Here is a 15,945-nt window from a genome sequence, read left to right as displayed (position 1 = left end):
AATGGTGTGCCGTGTTGGTGTTAGGGGTGAATAATAAACGACGATAAAGGCGGGTCCAGCGTTGAATCACCAGAATGTCAGATTGTCTCCGGGGCTGTACTTTGTTGCCACTCCAATAGGCACAGCACGCGATATCACCCTTAGAGCGCTGGATGTTTTGGCATCCGCTGACGTGATCGCCGCCGAAGACACCAGATCCCTGCGCCGCCTGATGGAAATTCATGGTGTGCCACTGGGCGACCGTCGGGTCATTGCTTACCACGACCACAGCGGCGCAGGCGCCCGTGCGGGCCTGCTTGCGGCACTCGCCGAGGGCAAATCTGTCGCCTATGCCTCCGAGGCAGGAATGCCGCTTATTGCCGACCCCGGCTATGATCTTAGCCGCGACGCAGCCGAGGCAGGTCATGCGGTCACCGTCGCTCCGGGGGCCTCAGCAGGGCTGGCCGCGCTGACGCTTGCAGGCCTGCCGACCGATGCATTCTTTTTTGCTGGGTTTCTGCCAAATGCCAGTGGTGCCCGACGCAAACGGCTGGAAGAGGTCAGCCGCATTCCCGGAACGCTCATCTTTTACGAATCACCCAAGCGCATAGCGGCCTCGCTGGCGGACATGGCAGAAGTACTGGGGGATCGCCCTGCAGCCCTGTGCCGTGAGATTACCAAAAAGTTCGAAGAGGTTCGCCGCGCTTCGCTAAGCGAACTGGCCGCGCAACTGGCCAAGGCTGGCGTAAAGGGTGAAATTGTCGTGTTGGTCGACCGCTCCCGCACCAAAGACGTGAATCCCGATGATCTGGAACAGGACCTGCGCGCGGCGTTGCGTGATAACTCGGTCAAGGATGCAGCGGATATTGTGTCGAAGCTGCACGATCTACCCCGTCGCAAAGTCTATCAAATGGCGCTGCAGCTGCCCAAGGACGAAGGGTAGGATATGGCTGGACCACGGGATCGTATTGAACGTGGCCAACAGGCCTATCTGTCAGGCGCCGCCGCCGAAGATCAGGTGGTCAAGCTCTATGAAAAACAGGGCTACAGTGTGGCTGCACGCCGCTGGCGCGGTGCGGGTGGCGAGATTGACCTGATCCTTCGCCAAGGCGCAGCCCTAGTCTTTGTCGAAGTGAAAAAAAGCAAGACAAGCGCCCGTGCCGCCGCGCGCATCACGCAGGCCCAGATAGAGCGGATCTACGCCAGCGCGGGGCAATTTCTGGACAATGAACCCGCAGGCCAGCTAACAGAATCTCGATTTGACGTTGCTTTGGTTGATGGCGCTGGCCGCATTGAAATCATCGAAAACGCTTTTGGGCAGGGCTGACCCATTGAACATGGGCTGATGCTGGGCCATGTATCTGACCGACAGATAAGGGATAGACGCATGAAGATCGCCTTTCAGATGGACCCAATCGGGGACGTGGACATCAACGCAGACAGCAGTTTCCGGCTGGCCGAAGAGGCACAGAAACGTGGGCACGAGCTGTTTTTCTACGGGCCGGATCAGCTTGCCTACCAAGAGGGTCGTATCACCGCTCGTGGTCAGGATATGACCGTACAGCGCGTTGCCGGAGATCCAGCCGTCCTTGGCCTAGAACGAGAGGTGGACCTGGCTGATTTCGATGTGGTCTGGCTGCGTCAAGACCCTCCGTTCGACATGCACTACATCACCGCCACCCATTTACTGGATCGTCTCAAGGGGCAGGCCTTGGTAGTGAACGACCCGTTCTGGGTGCGCAACTACCCAGAAAAACTGCTGGTACTGGATTTCCCGGACCTGACACCACCAACAACCATCGCCCGTGATCTGGATACCATCAAGGCGTTCAAAGCCAAACATGGCGACGTGATCCTAAAGCCGCTGTACGGCAACGGTGGGGCAGGGGTGTTCCGTCTGGATACCAACGACCGCAACCTGACCTCGCTGCACGAGCTGTTCACAGGCTTTAGCCGGGAACCATTGATCGTGCAGAAATTCCTGCCTGACGTCAGCAATGGCGACAAACGGGTTATTCTGGTCGATGGCGAGCCAGTAGGTGCGATCAACCGTGTACCTGCGGCAGGCGAAACGCGATCAAACATGCATGTCGGCGGCCGCCCTGAAAAGATTGGCCTGACCGAACGTGATCTGGAAATCTGCGCTGCCATCGGCCCGCTGCTGAAGGAAAAGGGCCAGGTTTTTGTCGGCATCGACGTGATCGGTGACTACCTCACTGAAATCAACGTGACCTCTCCGACTGGCATTCAGGAACTAGAGCGTTTCGACGGTGTGAACATCGCCGAGAAGATCTGGGAAGCGATTGAAGCCAAGCTTTAACTCATAGGGTTCGCCCGGCCAATTGGCCGGGCAGCACCTGACATGCCTATCCAGCATCTGCGATCGCGTATCGTTACCTCAAAGAACAACAATGACCACGGTGCCCACCACCGTCAAAACCGCACCCAAGGTTGCTTGTGCGCGTGGCATATGGCCTTCCTTGAACCAGAGGATTGGTAGAACAAGCACTGGCGATAAAGACCCAAGTACAGCCGCAATGCCCGCATCGAAATTTGCAAAGGCATAAAGCAACAAAGACGAAGACACGCCGTAGCCTATGAACCCTGGCAATATCGTTCGGCCAAGTAACCGTGGTGACAACTCACTCTGGCTCTGAAACATCTTGGACGGCCACAGCGCTACAATTGAAATCAGAAATGCGGCCCCCAACAGGCGGATGGCTGATGCAGCTATTGGCTCAGTTCCTGCAAGCATCGCTGGCTTAATGACGAGAAACCCGAACCCCTGAAGGCCCGTTGCAGTTATGCCAAGCAGCACGATTGTTGATATCCGGCCCGTCGTCACATCGCTGTCAGAGCGTTTGTTGCCACCGAAAAAGATCGCAAGACAGACACAGGACAGGGTGATGCTCGCCCCTAGCAAGTCCATGACTGATGATGTTTCCTGCAGCCAAAAATATGCCATTGCAGCAACCAGCGGCGCTTTGAGAGACAACAATAACTCCGTGCGCCTTGGGCCGCCTCGTCGCAGGCATTCGATCATCGCGAGATTTCCCAAAACGATGCCGAAACACGTACTGGCAGCAAAATGCGGCCAGTAAGACCATTCAACGGACTGCCAGTACCCAAGACCAGTACAGGCGACTGCAAGAATAGCTGCGCAAGATATCAGCTGAATACGGGTGAATTCAAATGAACCGAGTAATTTTGCTGGGCTTTGTGCAAGGACAATACCCGTGGCCCACCCGAATGAAGCACTCAAAGCTGCGAGAACTGGAAGAATAATCATGGCAACGCCTGACAAGTTTGCTACATAAGGCGTAGCAATACGGCGCTACATAAAGAGTAGCAATAGGAGTCAGCCATGTCGACACAAATTCCCACACCGGGAAAACCAGTCAGGGGATCGCAATCGGGCAAGCCAATCATGGCCTTGTTCGATCTGCTGGGGCGAAGCTGGGCGCTTGGGGTGATCTGGCAGCTATCACGCGGTCCAATGACATTTCGCGAGATCCAAACCAGCTGCGAGAGGGTTTCCCCAACAGTTTTGAACAAACGTCTAAAAGAGCTGACATCAAGCGGTTTAGTCGCGCGTGGAGACACAGGCTACGAACTGACTGCCACTGGGGAGGAACTATTCGGATTGCTCGAACCTTTTGGCGCTTGGTCAAAACAATGGGCTGACAGCCTGCAGGAAAGTGATCCCCACGCATAGCGCCCAACGGGAGTTTTGCCGACCCAGCCCGCAATGGCTTCAGCCATGACGAAAGATTTAAGCTGAGGTGGCCAATCTGAAACTCAGCGCCTCCGCCACATCTCTGCGCCGAATGTCAGTCACGTTATCAAGGTCTGCAATGGTTCGGGCCACCCGCAGGACCCGGTGATACCCCCGCGCCGTTAGGCCGAATCGTTCGGCGGCGCGCTTCAGCAGGTCTCGGCTCTCGACGTCTGGTCGTGCGACCTGTTCCAACAATTCCCCCTCGACATCTGCGTTCTGCCTCAGGTCAGAGAAGTCTTCAAACCGCCTGCTTTGCACGTCCCGCGCGGCGGCAACACGTGCGGCCACCTCGTTAGTGCTATCACCATCTGCCGGGAGATCCAGATCGCTAAAGGCAACCGGTGGCACCTCAACCCGCAGATCAAACCGGTCCATGAGTGGGCCAGAGATCCGTCCCATGTAATCCTCGCCACAGATCGGAGCACGGGAACAGGCGCGGGCTGGGTCCGTCAGGTAGCCGCACTTGCAGGGATTGGCCGCCGCCACCAACATGAACCGGCTGGGGTATTTCACATGCGCATTGGCGCGGGCAATCATCACTTCGCCAGTTTCAATTGGCTGGCGCAAAGTTTCCAGCACAGCACGATTGAACTCTGGAAATTCGTCTAGAAACAAAACACCATTGTGGGCCAGACTGATCTCGCCCGGTTTTGCCTGCCGTCCGCCACCAACTATCGCTGCCATTGATGCGGTGTGGTGTGGCTCCCTGAACGGACGTGTGCGATTGATGCCACCTTCTTCGATCATTCCGCATAGGGACTGAATCATCGATGTCTGCAGTGCTTCGGTTGGCGTCAGCGGTGGCAAGATGCCCGGCAGTCGTGCCGCCAACATTGATTTCCCTGACCCTGGCGTGCCTACCATCAGTATGTGGTGACGGCCCGCCGCGGCGATCTCCAGCGCGCGTTTGGCTCGTTCCTGTCCCTTGACGTCCCTTAGGTCTTTGGTTGGGGCAGGGCTGCTCACCTCGCCCGGTCGGGCCAAATCGATCAACATTTGCCCGGTGAAATGGCGCACCACGTCGGCCAAACTGGCAGCCCCCACGACCTTCGCCGCCTCCACCCATGCCGCCTCCGCCCCTGATGCTTGTGGGCAAAGAAGCGTACGGTTCTTCTCGGCAGCGGTCATCGCGGCCGGAAGCGCGCCAACTACAGGAACCAATGTGCCATCAAGGGACAACTCACCCAATGCGATGGTTTCGGCGGCGGCATCTGCCGGGATGATTTCGATAGCGGCCAATAGTGCGAGCGCAATTGGCAGGTCGAAATGACTGCCCTCTTTGGGCAAGTCAGCAGGTGAAAGGTTTATGGTGATCCGTTTTGAGGGCAGCGCAATCGACATGCTGGCGAACGCTGACCGTACCCGATCACGGGCCTCTGACACCGCCTTGTCGGGTAGCCCAACCACCGAAAACGCGGGCAGGCCCGGCGCCACTGCGCATTGCACCTCAACCTGGCGGGCTTCGACCCCTTGGAACGCAACGGTATAGGCGCGTGCGGTCATCTCTCCCTGCTCCCTATCGTTCAGTCCGAGATGGTTGAGAGATATGGTTTCCAAGGGGTTAATGCGGTCGTCATTTCACAATGAAATCGACCTTATCCGTCCAAACTCCAGGGACGATTTGGCAGGTCTATTTCATAGGGCATAGGATCATACTGCACCTCCTGCGCCTGTTCCTGCCATTTCAAGACAGCGGGGTCTGACAGCAGGGTCTTGCAGTAGGCGCGTGATGCCTCTGACACCGGCAGGTCATACCCAACGATGCGCGCGGCTACGGGTGTGTAAAAGACTTCCGCCAGTGAATACTCCCCAAACAGGAAACCATCTGAGCTGCCGGAAATGGCTCGGGCATGGGCCCAAAGGGTTTCCACGCGCGCTAGGTCGGCTTTGACGGCATCGGATGGGACAAAGCCCTTCCAGACATGGCGAAATTGCATGGCGCAATCGCTGCGAAGCGCACCAAATCCACCGACCATTTCGGCACAGAGCCAGCGCGCGGTTGCCCGTTGCGCAGGGTCACTGGGCCACAGGCCAGCCGTTGGGTTTTGTTCGGCCAGGGTTTCCCCCATTGCCAAGGATTCCCCAACAACTAGTCCGTCTGGCGCGCGAAGGGTCGGAACCAATCGAGCTGGTGCCAATTCTTCCATGTCTTCGGCCATGGTGCCGGAATACAACCCAATCATGTGGGTGTTATGCGGGATTGCGAATTTTTCGAACATGAGCCAGCCGCGTAAAGACCAACTGGAGAACATGCGGTCACCGATATAAAGATCATAAGTCATGACCGCAGCATAGGGCTGCAAAAGGTATCACGTAAAATGATGATTTATGGTGCCCACCATCAAGGGCAGTGATTGATCTTTCCAAGGCTCCAGCCGCCGGGGCCTCTGCTGATTTCGCTCACTGACAAATTATCAATTCGATGGCCAAACGCTTCTTCGGCGCTCAATTGGTCAGACCGCTGTACTTGGGTCAATATCTGCCCAAAGTGACCGACGACAATCAAACACCTGCCTGAGTGAGCCTGTTCAAGGCAGTCAATGGCTGTATTCACCCTTGCGCAGACTTGATTCCAGCTTTCGCCGCGCGGAGGAGCCACATCTCCTGGACGTTCCCAATAAGCGCTGATCCGTTCCGGGTCCTCCGCGTCAATTTCCGCCCAGGTTCGCAGTTCCCAGTCGCCAAAATGGATTTCACGCAGATCTGGATTGTGCGGCAGGCGCTCTCTACGCCCTTGAATAGCGTCGGCGGTGTCTATTGCACGGCTTAGGTCCGATGAAACAACAAGCGCGTCCTGTGGCAGGTATGCGTCCAGACGTGATAGCGCAGCGATATCAGACAGATCTGCGGGTAGGTCCGACCAGCCGACCATACACTTGGCATGGGTTGGACCATGGCGAACCAGAAACAGGTCGGTCGTCACAGCGTCCCTTTCAATGCCAACGGCAACCCTGCGGTGACCTGAATAACCCGATCCGCCTGCGCCGCCAAAGCGATATTCAGACGCCCCTGCACCTCGCGGAATTGGCGGGCCAGCGCGTTATCCGGTACAATTCCCATTCCGACCTCATTTGACACAATTACGAGTTCAGCTTTGCAACGGGAAATTGCACCTAGCAAATCCTGCTGCGCAACTTGCAGGTCACTTCCGGTCAATAGGTGATTTGATAACCACATTGTAGCGCAGTCCAGCAGGCAAATAGTTTGTCTACCTAAAGAGTCAAGTACCGCAGAAACGTTCAAATGCTCCTCATAGGTTGTCCAGCCTTCGCCTCTTTGCACCACATGTTTGTCTATTTTAACGCGCATTTCATGATCAACTATTTGTGATGTGGCTAGGTAAGATCTTGTTTTGTCGCTATTAAAACAGATTTGTTCGGCATATGAACTCTTTCCAGAGGCTGCTCCGCCCAAAATCAGTGTGACTTGAATAGACAAATTGAATAACCTTTTAGATACAGAAGCCGTGCCTGTGGGTAACTGCAGGGCCCGCTTAAAACAAGCCGAGACTAAGGCAGTTCTCTGTGTCACTGCTCGACCAGAGTGGCCAGTAACAGGACGGGCAACATTCGCCCAGTCACTCACAACGCCTGTTGCCGCGTGGCAGAATGCCACTAAGCCGATAAAAACTGCAAGCAGACATGTTGGGCCTATTTGGAATTTTGCGTTGCTCCAGGACGTAGACGGCTTTGCTGTTTTCGGGGGATAAATGCATGGCACGAGAAGCACACATTGACAACCCATTGCCTAAGAAGGCGATGAAGGCCGAATTACTTGATGCAGAAACGGAATTACGGCTGGCCTATGCCTGGCGTGATCACAAGGACGAGGCGGCGCTTCACCGTCTTATCAATGCATATCTAAGACTGGCAATTTCAATGGCGGCCAAATTCAAACGCTACGGTGCGCCGATGAATGATCTGATCCAAGAAGCGGGTCTGGGGCTGATGAAAGCAGCCGATAAATTTGATCCTGATCGGGGTGTCCGGTTTTCAACCTATGCAGTTTGGTGGATCAAAGCCTCTATTCAAGATTACGTAATGCGCAATTGGTCGATGGTCCGGACCGGTTCGACGTCGTCGCAGAAATCGCTGTTCTTCAACATGCGGCGTGTGCAGGCCCAGTTAGAGCGTGTGCAGGCGGCACGAGGATACAAGTTGGACCGCCACCAGTTGCACCAGAAAATTGCCACCGAAATTGGCGTGCCTATCCGTGACGTGGAAATGATGGAGGGCCGGTTGTCCGGGTCTGATTTCTCGTTGAATGCGGTGCAGTCGACTGACGAAGATGGCCGCGAGTGGATTGATGCGCTGGAAGATGACAGCGCGCAAGCTGATGAACTGGTGGAACGGCGTCACGACCGACGGCAGTTGCGGGTCTGGCTGGTGTCAGCGATGCAGGCTTTGAATGGCCGCGAGCGGTTCATTGTAAAAGAGCGCAAACTGCGGGATCGGCCACGCACTCTGGAAAGCCTTGGAACTGAGCTGGGATTATCCAAAGAACGCGTTCGTCAGCTAGAAGCCGCAGCGTTTTTGAAGATGCGCAAGAGTCTTGAAAATCAATCGCGAGAGGTTCATAGCCTACTCGTATGAACATCCTTTTTGATTACGTACGAAATAGCGCTGCCTGTTGGGGCGGCGCTATCTTTGTTTGCCTAACTGCTGCGTCCGCGGCTACTGCGGCGCCTGACCCTGATGTGGTTAAACAGCTAGCACAGGCGGATGTGGTTATCCTTGGTGAGGTTCACGACAATCCGGTGCATCATCAGATGCAGGCGGATATCCTGACGGCGCTGGCCCCCAATGCAGTGGTCTGGGAGATGATCACTCAGGCACAGGCCGACGGGCTGGCCTCCATTCCCTTATCGGATGCTGCTCGGGTGGCAGATCATCTAGACTGGGCAACATCAGGATGGCCGGATTTTGAGCTCTACTCTCCGGTGTTTGCCGCTGCCACGGGGGCGCAGCAGTTTGGCGGTATGGTACCCCGGTCATCATCCAAATCGGTGATGGAACAGGGCGCGGCAGGTTTCTTTGGCCCGGATGCGGCGGTATATGGGCTGGATCAGCCGCTGCCGATTGCAGAACAACAGATCCGGGAAGCTGACCAGATGACCAATCACTGCGATGCATTGCCAGTCGAAATGCTGCCGATGATGGTCGACTTCCAACGCCTGCGGGACACAGCTCTGGCGGATGCGGTGGTCCAGGCGTTGCAGGCCACCGGCGGCCCGGTTGCGGTGATCACCGGTAACGGCCATGCCCGTACAGATCGCGGTGTGCCGGTCTATCTGGCAAAGGCACGCCCGGACGTTGTGGTGCTGTCATTGGGGCAGGCAGAGGCGGGTCAAGTCGCGGGCACATTTGATTTGGTTCTGGATGCCGACCCGGTAGAACGCCCAGATCCCTGTCTGGCGTTTCAATAGAAATACTAGAGAATGCAAAACGGCTGTGACGGCCAGAATGGAAAATCATTTCACACTTTCGCTGCTGCGCAGTAGTGTCGCGTGGATTGCTGCGCAAGGACGGGTGAAATGTTGGCTGACAAACGTATTCTTCTGATTATCGGCGGCGGCATTGCAGCCTACAAAGCACTGGATCTGATCCGTCGGTTGCAGGATCAAGGCGCTACAGTGACGCCGGTTCTGACCCGTGGTGGCGAGGAGTTCGTGACGCCACTGTCAGTCTCGGCCCTGGCAGGAACTGCGGTCCACCGGGACCTGTTTGATCTAACCACCGAGGCAGAGATGGGCCATATCCAGCTGTCGCGCAGTGCCGATCTTGTTGTGGTCGCACCGGCCACGGCGGATCTGATGGCAAAGATGGCGCAGGGGTTGGCGAATGATCTGGCCTCGACCCTGCTGCTGGCGACAGACACACCCGTACTGGTCGCGCCTGCGATGAATGTTCGTATGTGGGAACACCCGGCCACCCAGCGCAATATTGAAACGCTAAAGGCGGATGGTGTCAGTTTTGTCGGCCCAGACGAGGGCCGCATGGCCTGCGGTGAATTTGGTCCCGGCCGTTTGGCCGAGGTCGAAGACATAATCGCGGCGATTTCAGCCCAGCTGTCAGATGGACCATTACAGGGAAAACGGATTCTGGTGACCTCGGGGCCGACGCATGAGCCGATCGACCCGGTGCGCTATATCGCCAATCGATCATCAGGGGCGCAGGGGGCTGCGATGGCCCGTGCTCTGCGCGATCTGGGGGCTGAGGTGGTGTTTATCACGGGTCCGGCAACGGTGCGCCCACCTGAGGGGGTGCAAGTGGTGGCGGTTGAAACCGCTCAGCAGATGTCTGAAGCGGTTGAGGCGGCGCTGCCAGTCGCGGCCGGTGTCTTTGCCGCTGCGGTGTCAGATTGGCGAGTGCTGAATGCATCAGACCGTAAGCTGAAGAAATCCAAAGATGGGTTGCCGGTGATGGAATTTGCCGAGAACCCGGATATTCTGAAAAGGGTGTCACGGATGGCAACAGGGCGGCCGCCGCTGGTGGTGGGTTTTGCTGCTGAAACTAACGATGTGGTCGAGCACGCCACCGCCAAGCGCCTGCGCAAGGGGTGTGACTGGATTGTCGCCAACGACGTATCCCCAGCTACAGGCATCATGGGCGGCAGTGAAAATGCCGTGGTGCTGATCTCGGAAGAGGGCGCCGAGACCTGGCCCCGCATGGGCAAGGATGATGTGGCACGGCAATTGGCCGAGCGGATGGCAGTGGCGCTAGCCCAGTAAATTCGCCTTTCGGCGAGAGTATTTTTAGCAAAAAGAAGCAAAGGGTGCCGATATGGTTTTGATCCGGGTGATATATGACGCGGGCGCGGATCAGTCTGTGCCGCTGCCGTCCTATGAAACGGCAGGTGCTGCGGGGGCAGATCTGCGTGCGAACCTGGCCGATCGCGGCAGCATTGTGTTGCAGCCGGGTGCGCGGGCGTTGGTGCCCACGGGTCTGAGGATCGAAATCCCGCAGGGGTACGAGGTGCAAATCCGGCCCCGATCCGGTTTGGCGTTGAAACATGGGATTACCCTGCCCAACACACCGGGAACCATCGATAGTGATTATCGCGGCCCTCTTGGGGTTATTGTGATGAACGCCGGGCAAGAGCCATTTGAGATCACCCATGGTGATCGTATTGCGCAGATGGTGGTTGCACCTGTCCTGCAGGCTGAATTTGAGCTGACCGAGGCGCTGAGTGACACCCAGCGTGGCGACGGCGGCTTTGGGTCAACAGGTCAGAACTGATGCTTTCAATCGTGATTTTTGCCGCCATCATTTGGTGGGGTGGGCGTTTTCTTGGCATGCCCAAAGCTGTACGTGGCTCGGTGGTTCTGGTTCTGTACTTGGCGCTGTTGACGGTTCATCTGACTCTTCCCGATGGGCATAACCTACGTCTTGCCACTGGGGGCTCGGCAAGGTCCTGGTTGATACTGGGTGGCATTGGCCTATTGGCGGTGGGCTATTGGCGCATTATTGCTGTCCTAAAGACGCGCGCTCAGCCCAAGGATGCCCCCATGTCACAGAAAACCGGCACTTTTTCAGAAACCGAGTTGGATCGCTATGCGCGCCATATTGTGCTGCGCGAATTGGGCGGACCCGGGCAGAAAAAGTTGAAGAATGCCAAGGTGTTGGTGATTGGTGCCGGCGGTCTGGGTGCCCCAGCGCTGCAATATCTGGCGGCGGCGGGTGTCGGTACCATCGGTGTGATCGATGACGACGAGGTCGAAAACGCCAATCTGCAGCGTCAGGTGATCCACCGAGATGAGGACATTGGCGTGCCCAAGGTGTTTTCGGCGGAAAAGGCAATGAAAGCGCAGAACCCATATGTCGAAGTACGCCCCTATCATCGCCGACTAGAGGGTGACAATGCCGAGGCATTGTTCTCTGACTATGATCTGATCCTGGACGGCACCGATAATTTCGACACTCGCTATCTAGTCAACCAGACAGCTGTCGCGCTGGGCAAGCCGCTGATTTCCGGCGCGCTGTCACAGTGGGAGGGCCAGCTGAGCTTGTTCCATCCCAAGGCAGGTGGCCCATGTTATCAGTGCATATTCCCCGAAGCCCCCGCAGCCGGGTTGGCGCCGTCCTGTTCCGAAGCCGGAGTGGTTGGCCCATTGCCCGGCGTTGTAGGCGCGATGATGGCGCTAGAGGCGATCAAACATATCACTGGTGCAGGGAAAACCTTGCGCAGCTCGATGTTGATCTACGATGGGTTGTACGCTGAAACGCGGCGCATTCAGCTGAAACAAACGCCGCATTGCCCGGTTTGTGCTACAAAAAGCGACTGATCACTTGCGCTGCCGACTTGCACGCGGCAAGTCTGTTGCAAATAAAAAATAGAAGAGGGGATATCATGAAATCGATTATCACACTGACCGCAGCAGCGTTGTTCGGGCTGGCCAGCGGCGCGATTGCGGCGGATCTGCCTGATCTGGGTGGTCAGGAAGTCGTTGTCGCAACTGAGAACGCCTATCCGCCGTTGCAGTTTGTTGACCCCAAAACGGGCGATCCCATTGGCTGGGAATATGACGCCATGGCGGAAATCGCCAAGCGCATCAATATCACCGTCGTTTATGAAAACAGCAGCTGGGACGCGATGATCCCTGCCGTCAGCGAAGGCCAGTACGATCTGGGCATGACCGGCATCACCATCCGCGAGGACCGCAAGGAAAAGGTCGACTTTTCCGACAAGTATCTGACCTCGCAGATGCGCATGATCGTGGCCGGTGACGAGACCCGCTTTGACGATGCCAAAAGTTTTGCTGCCAACAGCGACTTCCTTGCCGCGGCTCAGCCGGGCACCACACCGTTCTACGTGACTGTGTACGATATTCTGGATGGCGATGAAGCCAACCCACGTATCAAGCTGTTTGAAAACTTTGGTGCAGCCATTCAGGCCCTGCGCGTTGGTGACGTTGATCTGGCCCTGTCCGACAGCACCGCGGCCAACGGTTATGTTACTGCCTCTAACGGTGGTTTGAAAATCGTAGGCGAGCCACTGGGCACCGAGGATTTTGGTTTCATCTTCCCAAAGGGGAGCGAGCTGGTCCCATCGATCAACGCTGCGATCGCCTCGATGGAGGCCGACGGCACGCTTGAGGCGCTGAACACCAAGTGGTTCCTAGACTATAAAATGGGCCAGTAACACCAACTGGTTTTAATATCCTGATCCCCGGTCCTTTGGGCCGGGGTTTTTATTTGAAAGACGACTATGGCTGCGCCCACAAACGACAAAGAAGATTTTCCATGGTGGCTGGCAGCGGTTGTGCTGATTGGCTTGTATTTCGGTTGGCAGGTTGCATCGGATGAGCTGTACCTGCAGGTTTTGACGACCCTGTCCAAAGGGATCAAGACCACCATCTTTGTGACGATTGTCAGCTTTACCCTTGCCTCTTTGTTGGGGCTGCTACTGGCCGTTGGGGCTGGATCAAAATGGTTGGTTATCCGGCAGGTTACCCGGTTCTATGTCGAAGTGGTGCGTGGTGTTCCGATCATTGTGCTGCTGCTCTATGTGGCTTTTGCCATGGCGCCAGCACTGGTGGAGTTTCGGAATTGGGCGGGCGAGTTTCTGGGCCTTGACCCAATCCGCACCCGGCAGTTCCCGCTGATCTGGCGCGCGATCATTGCCCTGATGATTGCCTATTCGGCCTTTATTTCCGAAGTATTCCGGGCTGGATTGCAGTCTGTGGATGTTGGGCAGATTGAGGCCGCGAAATCCTTGGGCTTGAACCCTTGGCAGACATTCCGTCTGGTGGTGTTCCCACAGGCCATCCGCACTATCATGCCGCCCCTTGGCAATGACTTTGTGGCGCTGGTAAAGGATAGTTCGCTGGTGTCGGTGCTGGGCGTGTTGGATGTCACCCAACTGGGCAAGGTTATTGCGGCCGGCAACTTCCGCTACTTTGAAACCTACAATGTGGTGGCGCTGATCTATTTGACCATGACCATTGGCCTGTCCTTGCTTCTGCGGCGGTTTGAGCGGCACCTGCGGGATAAAGAAAAGCTCGAGTAGGCGAATTTACAGCCAGAAACGGGGTTTGTTGGTGAGAGCTATTGAAGTCGGGTTGGGCCAAGCACTAGCTTGTTGGCAAAGGAGACTTTGCCATGACCAACCCGCTTTTACCCAAATGGGACACTCCATTTCAAATTGCCCCGTTTGGTGCCATTTCTGATGATGATTTCGCACCCGCACTGGATCAGGCGCTAACCGCTCATAACGCCCAGATCGCGGCCATAGCAGACAGCACGAAGCCGCCAACATTTGCCAATGTGATCGAGGCGCTGGAAAGCCCATGCCGCGAGCTGGATCAGGTCCTGTCGGTGTTTTTCACCGTTGCAGGCGCAGACAGCAATCCCAAGCGTGAGGAGCTACAGCGAGAGTTCTCGCCTAAACTGGCCGCGCATATGTCAGCTATCACTGCCAACAAAGCACTGTTCGCGCGTATTGCCGCGGTCTGGGATGCTCGTGAAGCCTTGGGTCTGACGGACGAACAGCAGCGGGTGCTGATGTTGACGCATCGTGGTTTTGTACGCGGTGGGGCGGCTCTGACGGGCGACTCTGACACCCGGATGCAAGAGATCAAAGGGCGGCTGGCAACACTGGGCACATCATTTACCCAGAATCTGCTGGCAGATGAACGTGATTGGTTCATGCCGCTAAGCGAGGATGACCTGCAAGGCCTGCCAGACTTTGCCATTGATGCCGCCCGCGCGGCTGGTGTCGAAAAAGGTGCTGATGGTCCGGTGGTGACGCTGTCGCGTTCAATCATCACACCGTTCCTGCAGTTCTCTCCGCGCCGCGATCTGCGCGAAACGGCGTTCAACGCTTGGGTTGCTCGTGGGGCCAATGGAAACGAAACCGACAACCGCGCCATTGCCGCCGAAATCCTTGAACTGCGGCATGAACGGGCGCAGCTTTTGGGCTATGACAGCTTTGCCGACTACAAGCTGGAAACCGAGATGGCCAAGACACCGGATGCGGTGCGCGGGTTGTTGATGGATGTCTGGGGCCCTGCCAAGTCGCAAGCCGAGGCGGATGCAGATGTGCTGACAGGGATGATGCAGGCCGATGGTATCAATGGTGATCTGGAGCCCTGGGACTGGCGCTACTATGCCGAGAAACGCCGTAAGGTCGAACATGATCTCGATGAGGCCGAGCTAAAGCCATACTTGCAATTGGACCGGATGATTGAGGCTTCTTTTGACTGCGCCACCCGCCTGTTTGGGCTGCAGTTCGCGCAACTGGATGTTGACCTGTACCACCCTGATTGCCGCGCATGGGAGGTCACACGGGACGGCAAACATGTGGCTGTGTTTATCGGCGACTACTTTGCACGCGGTTCCAAACGCTCTGGCGCCTGGTGTTCGGCTATGCGCAGTCAGGCCAAGTTCCCCGAGGTGCAGGCGCCTGTGGTGATCAACGTTTGCAACTTTGCCAAGTCCGAGCCTGCGCTGTTGTCTTGGGACGATGCCCGCACATTGTTCCACGAGTTCGGCCATGCACTGCATCAGATGCTGTCAAACGTGACCTACGAGAGCATTTCCGGAACATCCGTGGCGCGCGACTTTGTTGAGCTGCCCAGCCAATTGTATGAACACTGGCTAGAGGTGCCCGAGGTGCTGGCTGAATTTGCCACTCATGCGGAAACAGGTGAAGCAATGCCGCAAGAGATGCTGGACAAGGTGCTTGGAGCGGCCAATTTCGACATGGGGTTCCAGACCGTCGAATATGTTTCTTCGGCGCTGGTGGATCTGGCATTTCACGAGGGCGCGGCCCCAGCTGATGTGATGGCCAAGCAGGATGAGGTGCTGAGTGAGATCGGCCTGCCACCAGCGATCACCATGCGCCACGCCAGCCCGCATTTCGCGCATGTCTTTTCTGGCGACGGATATAGCTCGGGTTACTACAGCTACATGTGGTCCGAAGTGATGGACGCCGATGCCTTTGCCGCGTTCGAGGAGGCCGGAGGTGCCTTTGATGTTGAACGTGCAAAAGCACTGGAAGAAAACATTCTATCCACCGGGGGTTCCGTGGATCCGGGTGAACTGTATGTGGCGTTCCGTGGTCGTCTGCCGGGGGTTGAGGCCCTGCTAAAGGGCCGCGGTTTGGCCGCCGAATAAAGCGCCCGTTCCGGACGCGGCCTCCGGCGGAGGTATTTAAGACAAGAAGAAGGCGCCTTGGCGCCCTCTTTT

General features: G+C 56.7%; 17 protein-coding genes. 12 read left to right on the top strand and 5 right to left on the bottom strand.

Annotation, left to right across the window (positions count from 1 at the left end):
• Nucleotides 1-61 precede the first annotated feature (61 nt).
• Genes rsmI through gshB form a run of 3 tightly spaced genes read left to right on the top strand, consistent with a single transcriptional unit; the run spans nt 62 to nt 2,299 of the window.
• The gene (rsmI, locus tag DL239_RS09540; protein ID WP_167683776.1) at nt 62-922 is read left to right on the top strand and encodes a 16S rRNA (cytidine(1402)-2'-O)-methyltransferase; all 861 of its coding nucleotides are present in this window, start codon (nt 62-64) and stop codon (nt 920-922) included.
• 3 nt (nt 923-925) lie between these two features.
• Nucleotides 926-1,306 carry a YraN family protein gene (locus DL239_RS09535; protein WP_167683775.1) on the top strand — a complete coding sequence of 127 codons (381 nt, stop codon included), beginning with the start codon at nt 926-928 and terminating at the stop codon, nt 1,304-1,306.
• Between the two features lie 60 nt (nt 1,307-1,366).
• Complete coding sequence (gene gshB / locus DL239_RS09530) at nt 1,367-2,299, top strand: glutathione synthase (protein ID WP_167683774.1); 933 nt, start codon at nt 1,367-1,369, stop codon at nt 2,297-2,299.
• Between the two features lie 78 nt (nt 2,300-2,377).
• Here gshB and DL239_RS09525 read toward each other — a convergent pair whose 3' ends face one another.
• Nucleotides 2,378-3,268 carry an EamA family transporter gene (locus DL239_RS09525; protein WP_167683773.1) on the bottom strand — a complete coding sequence of 297 codons (891 nt, stop codon included), beginning with the start codon at nt 3,266-3,268 and terminating at the stop codon, nt 2,378-2,380.
• Nucleotides 3,269-3,343: 75 nt separating this feature from the next.
• Between DL239_RS09525 and DL239_RS09520 the strand changes: the two genes are divergently transcribed.
• Complete coding sequence (locus DL239_RS09520; protein WP_167683772.1) at nt 3,344-3,694, top strand: winged helix-turn-helix transcriptional regulator; 351 nt, start codon at nt 3,344-3,346, stop codon at nt 3,692-3,694.
• 57 nt (nt 3,695-3,751) lie between these two features.
• On the opposite strand, the gene DL239_RS09515 is transcribed toward DL239_RS09520, so the two are convergent.
• The 4 genes from DL239_RS09515 to cobU form a co-directional block, all read right to left on the bottom strand.
• Nucleotides 3,752-5,260 carry a YifB family Mg chelatase-like AAA ATPase gene (locus DL239_RS09515; protein ID WP_167683771.1) on the bottom strand — a complete coding sequence of 503 codons (1,509 nt, stop codon included), beginning with the start codon at nt 5,258-5,260 and terminating at the stop codon, nt 3,752-3,754.
• A 92-nt stretch (nt 5,261-5,352) separates the two neighbouring features.
• Nucleotides 5,353-6,039 carry a glutathione S-transferase gene (locus DL239_RS09510; protein WP_167683770.1) on the bottom strand — a complete coding sequence of 229 codons (687 nt, stop codon included), beginning with the start codon at nt 6,037-6,039 and terminating at the stop codon, nt 5,353-5,355.
• Nucleotides 6,040-6,098: 59 nt separating this feature from the next.
• Nucleotides 6,099-6,680, bottom strand: a complete 582-nt coding sequence (locus tag DL239_RS09505; protein WP_167683769.1) for a histidine phosphatase family protein — start codon at nt 6,678-6,680, stop codon at nt 6,099-6,101.
• Entirely contained in the window at nt 6,677-7,195 is a 519-nt protein-coding gene (gene cobU, locus DL239_RS09500; RefSeq protein ID WP_167683768.1) for a bifunctional adenosylcobinamide kinase/adenosylcobinamide-phosphate guanylyltransferase, read from the bottom strand. The genes DL239_RS09505 and cobU overlap by 4 nt, the downstream gene beginning before the upstream one ends.
• Before the next feature lie 275 nt (nt 7,196-7,470).
• Here cobU and DL239_RS09495 point away from each other — a divergent pair, with 275 nt between their 5' ends.
• From DL239_RS09495 to DL239_RS09460, 8 genes are all read left to right on the top strand, one after another.
• Nucleotides 7,471-8,349, top strand: a complete 879-nt coding sequence (locus DL239_RS09495; RefSeq protein WP_167683767.1) for an RNA polymerase factor sigma-32 — start codon at nt 7,471-7,473, stop codon at nt 8,347-8,349.
• The gene (locus DL239_RS09490; RefSeq protein ID WP_167683766.1) at nt 8,346-9,182 is read left to right on the top strand and encodes a ChaN family lipoprotein; all 837 of its coding nucleotides are present in this window, start codon (nt 8,346-8,348) and stop codon (nt 9,180-9,182) included. Before DL239_RS09495 ends, DL239_RS09490 begins: the two co-directional genes overlap by 4 nt.
• Nucleotides 9,183-9,290: 108 nt before the next feature.
• Nucleotides 9,291-10,487 (top strand): bifunctional phosphopantothenoylcysteine decarboxylase/phosphopantothenate--cysteine ligase CoaBC, encoded by a 1,197-nt coding sequence (gene coaBC / locus DL239_RS09485; protein WP_167683765.1) that lies wholly within the window; start codon nt 9,291-9,293, stop codon nt 10,485-10,487.
• A gap of 52 nt (nt 10,488-10,539) precedes the next feature.
• Entirely contained in the window at nt 10,540-10,995 is a 456-nt protein-coding gene (gene dut, locus DL239_RS09480) for a dUTP diphosphatase (RefSeq protein WP_167683764.1), read from the top strand.
• Nucleotides 10,995-12,041 carry a HesA/MoeB/ThiF family protein gene (locus tag DL239_RS09475; protein WP_167683763.1) on the top strand — a complete coding sequence of 349 codons (1,047 nt, stop codon included), beginning with the start codon at nt 10,995-10,997 and terminating at the stop codon, nt 12,039-12,041. The genes dut and DL239_RS09475 overlap by 1 nt, the downstream gene beginning before the upstream one ends.
• A 65-nt stretch (nt 12,042-12,106) precedes the next feature.
• The gene (locus tag DL239_RS09470) at nt 12,107-12,898 is read left to right on the top strand and encodes a transporter substrate-binding domain-containing protein (RefSeq protein ID WP_167683762.1); all 792 of its coding nucleotides are present in this window, start codon (nt 12,107-12,109) and stop codon (nt 12,896-12,898) included.
• A 66-nt stretch (nt 12,899-12,964) separates the two neighbouring features.
• Nucleotides 12,965-13,765 (top strand): amino acid ABC transporter permease, encoded by an 801-nt coding sequence (locus DL239_RS09465; protein ID WP_167683761.1) that lies wholly within the window; start codon nt 12,965-12,967, stop codon nt 13,763-13,765.
• A 92-nt stretch (nt 13,766-13,857) separates the two neighbouring features.
• The gene (locus tag DL239_RS09460; protein ID WP_167683760.1) at nt 13,858-15,873 is read left to right on the top strand and encodes a M3 family metallopeptidase; all 2,016 of its coding nucleotides are present in this window, start codon (nt 13,858-13,860) and stop codon (nt 15,871-15,873) included.
• Nucleotides 15,874-15,945 lie beyond the last annotated feature (72 nt).

This window comes from Parasedimentitalea denitrificans, assembly GCF_011813015.1.
Taxonomy (GTDB): domain Bacteria; phylum Pseudomonadota; class Alphaproteobacteria; order Rhodobacterales; family Rhodobacteraceae; genus Parasedimentitalea; species Parasedimentitalea denitrificans.
The sequence above is the reverse complement of the archived record's forward strand: the minus strand, read 5'-3'. Positions and strand labels throughout refer to the sequence as shown.

Bases quoted from the DNA above. Each gene is read 5' to 3' on its own strand.
- DL239_RS09535 (WP_167683775.1), top strand. From the start codon at position 926: ATGGCTGGACCACGGGATCGTATTGAACGTGGCCAACAGGCCTATCTG.
- gshB (WP_167683774.1), top strand. From the start codon at position 1,367: ATGAAGATCGCCTTTCAGATGGACCCAATCGGGGACGTGGACATCAAC.
- DL239_RS09525 (WP_167683773.1), bottom strand. From the start codon at position 3,268: ATGATTATTCTTCCAGTTCTCGCAGCTTTGAGTGCTTCATTCGGGTGG.
- DL239_RS09520 (WP_167683772.1), top strand. From the start codon at position 3,344: ATGTCGACACAAATTCCCACACCGGGAAAACCAGTCAGGGGATCGCAA.
- DL239_RS09515 (WP_167683771.1), bottom strand. From the start codon at position 5,260: ATGACCGCACGCGCCTATACCGTTGCGTTCCAAGGGGTCGAAGCCCGC.
- DL239_RS09510 (WP_167683770.1), bottom strand. From the start codon at position 6,039: ATGACTTATGATCTTTATATCGGTGACCGCATGTTCTCCAGTTGGTCT.
- DL239_RS09495 (WP_167683767.1), top strand. From the start codon at position 7,471: ATGGCACGAGAAGCACACATTGACAACCCATTGCCTAAGAAGGCGATG.
- DL239_RS09490 (WP_167683766.1), top strand. From the start codon at position 8,346: ATGAACATCCTTTTTGATTACGTACGAAATAGCGCTGCCTGTTGGGGC.
- coaBC (WP_167683765.1), top strand. From the start codon at position 9,291: ATGTTGGCTGACAAACGTATTCTTCTGATTATCGGCGGCGGCATTGCA.
- dut (WP_167683764.1), top strand. From the start codon at position 10,540: ATGGTTTTGATCCGGGTGATATATGACGCGGGCGCGGATCAGTCTGTG.
- DL239_RS09475 (WP_167683763.1), top strand. From the start codon at position 10,995: ATGCTTTCAATCGTGATTTTTGCCGCCATCATTTGGTGGGGTGGGCGT.
- DL239_RS09470 (WP_167683762.1), top strand. From the start codon at position 12,107: ATGAAATCGATTATCACACTGACCGCAGCAGCGTTGTTCGGGCTGGCC.
- DL239_RS09465 (WP_167683761.1), top strand. From the start codon at position 12,965: ATGGCTGCGCCCACAAACGACAAAGAAGATTTTCCATGGTGGCTGGCA.
- DL239_RS09460 (WP_167683760.1), top strand. From the start codon at position 13,858: ATGACCAACCCGCTTTTACCCAAATGGGACACTCCATTTCAAATTGCC.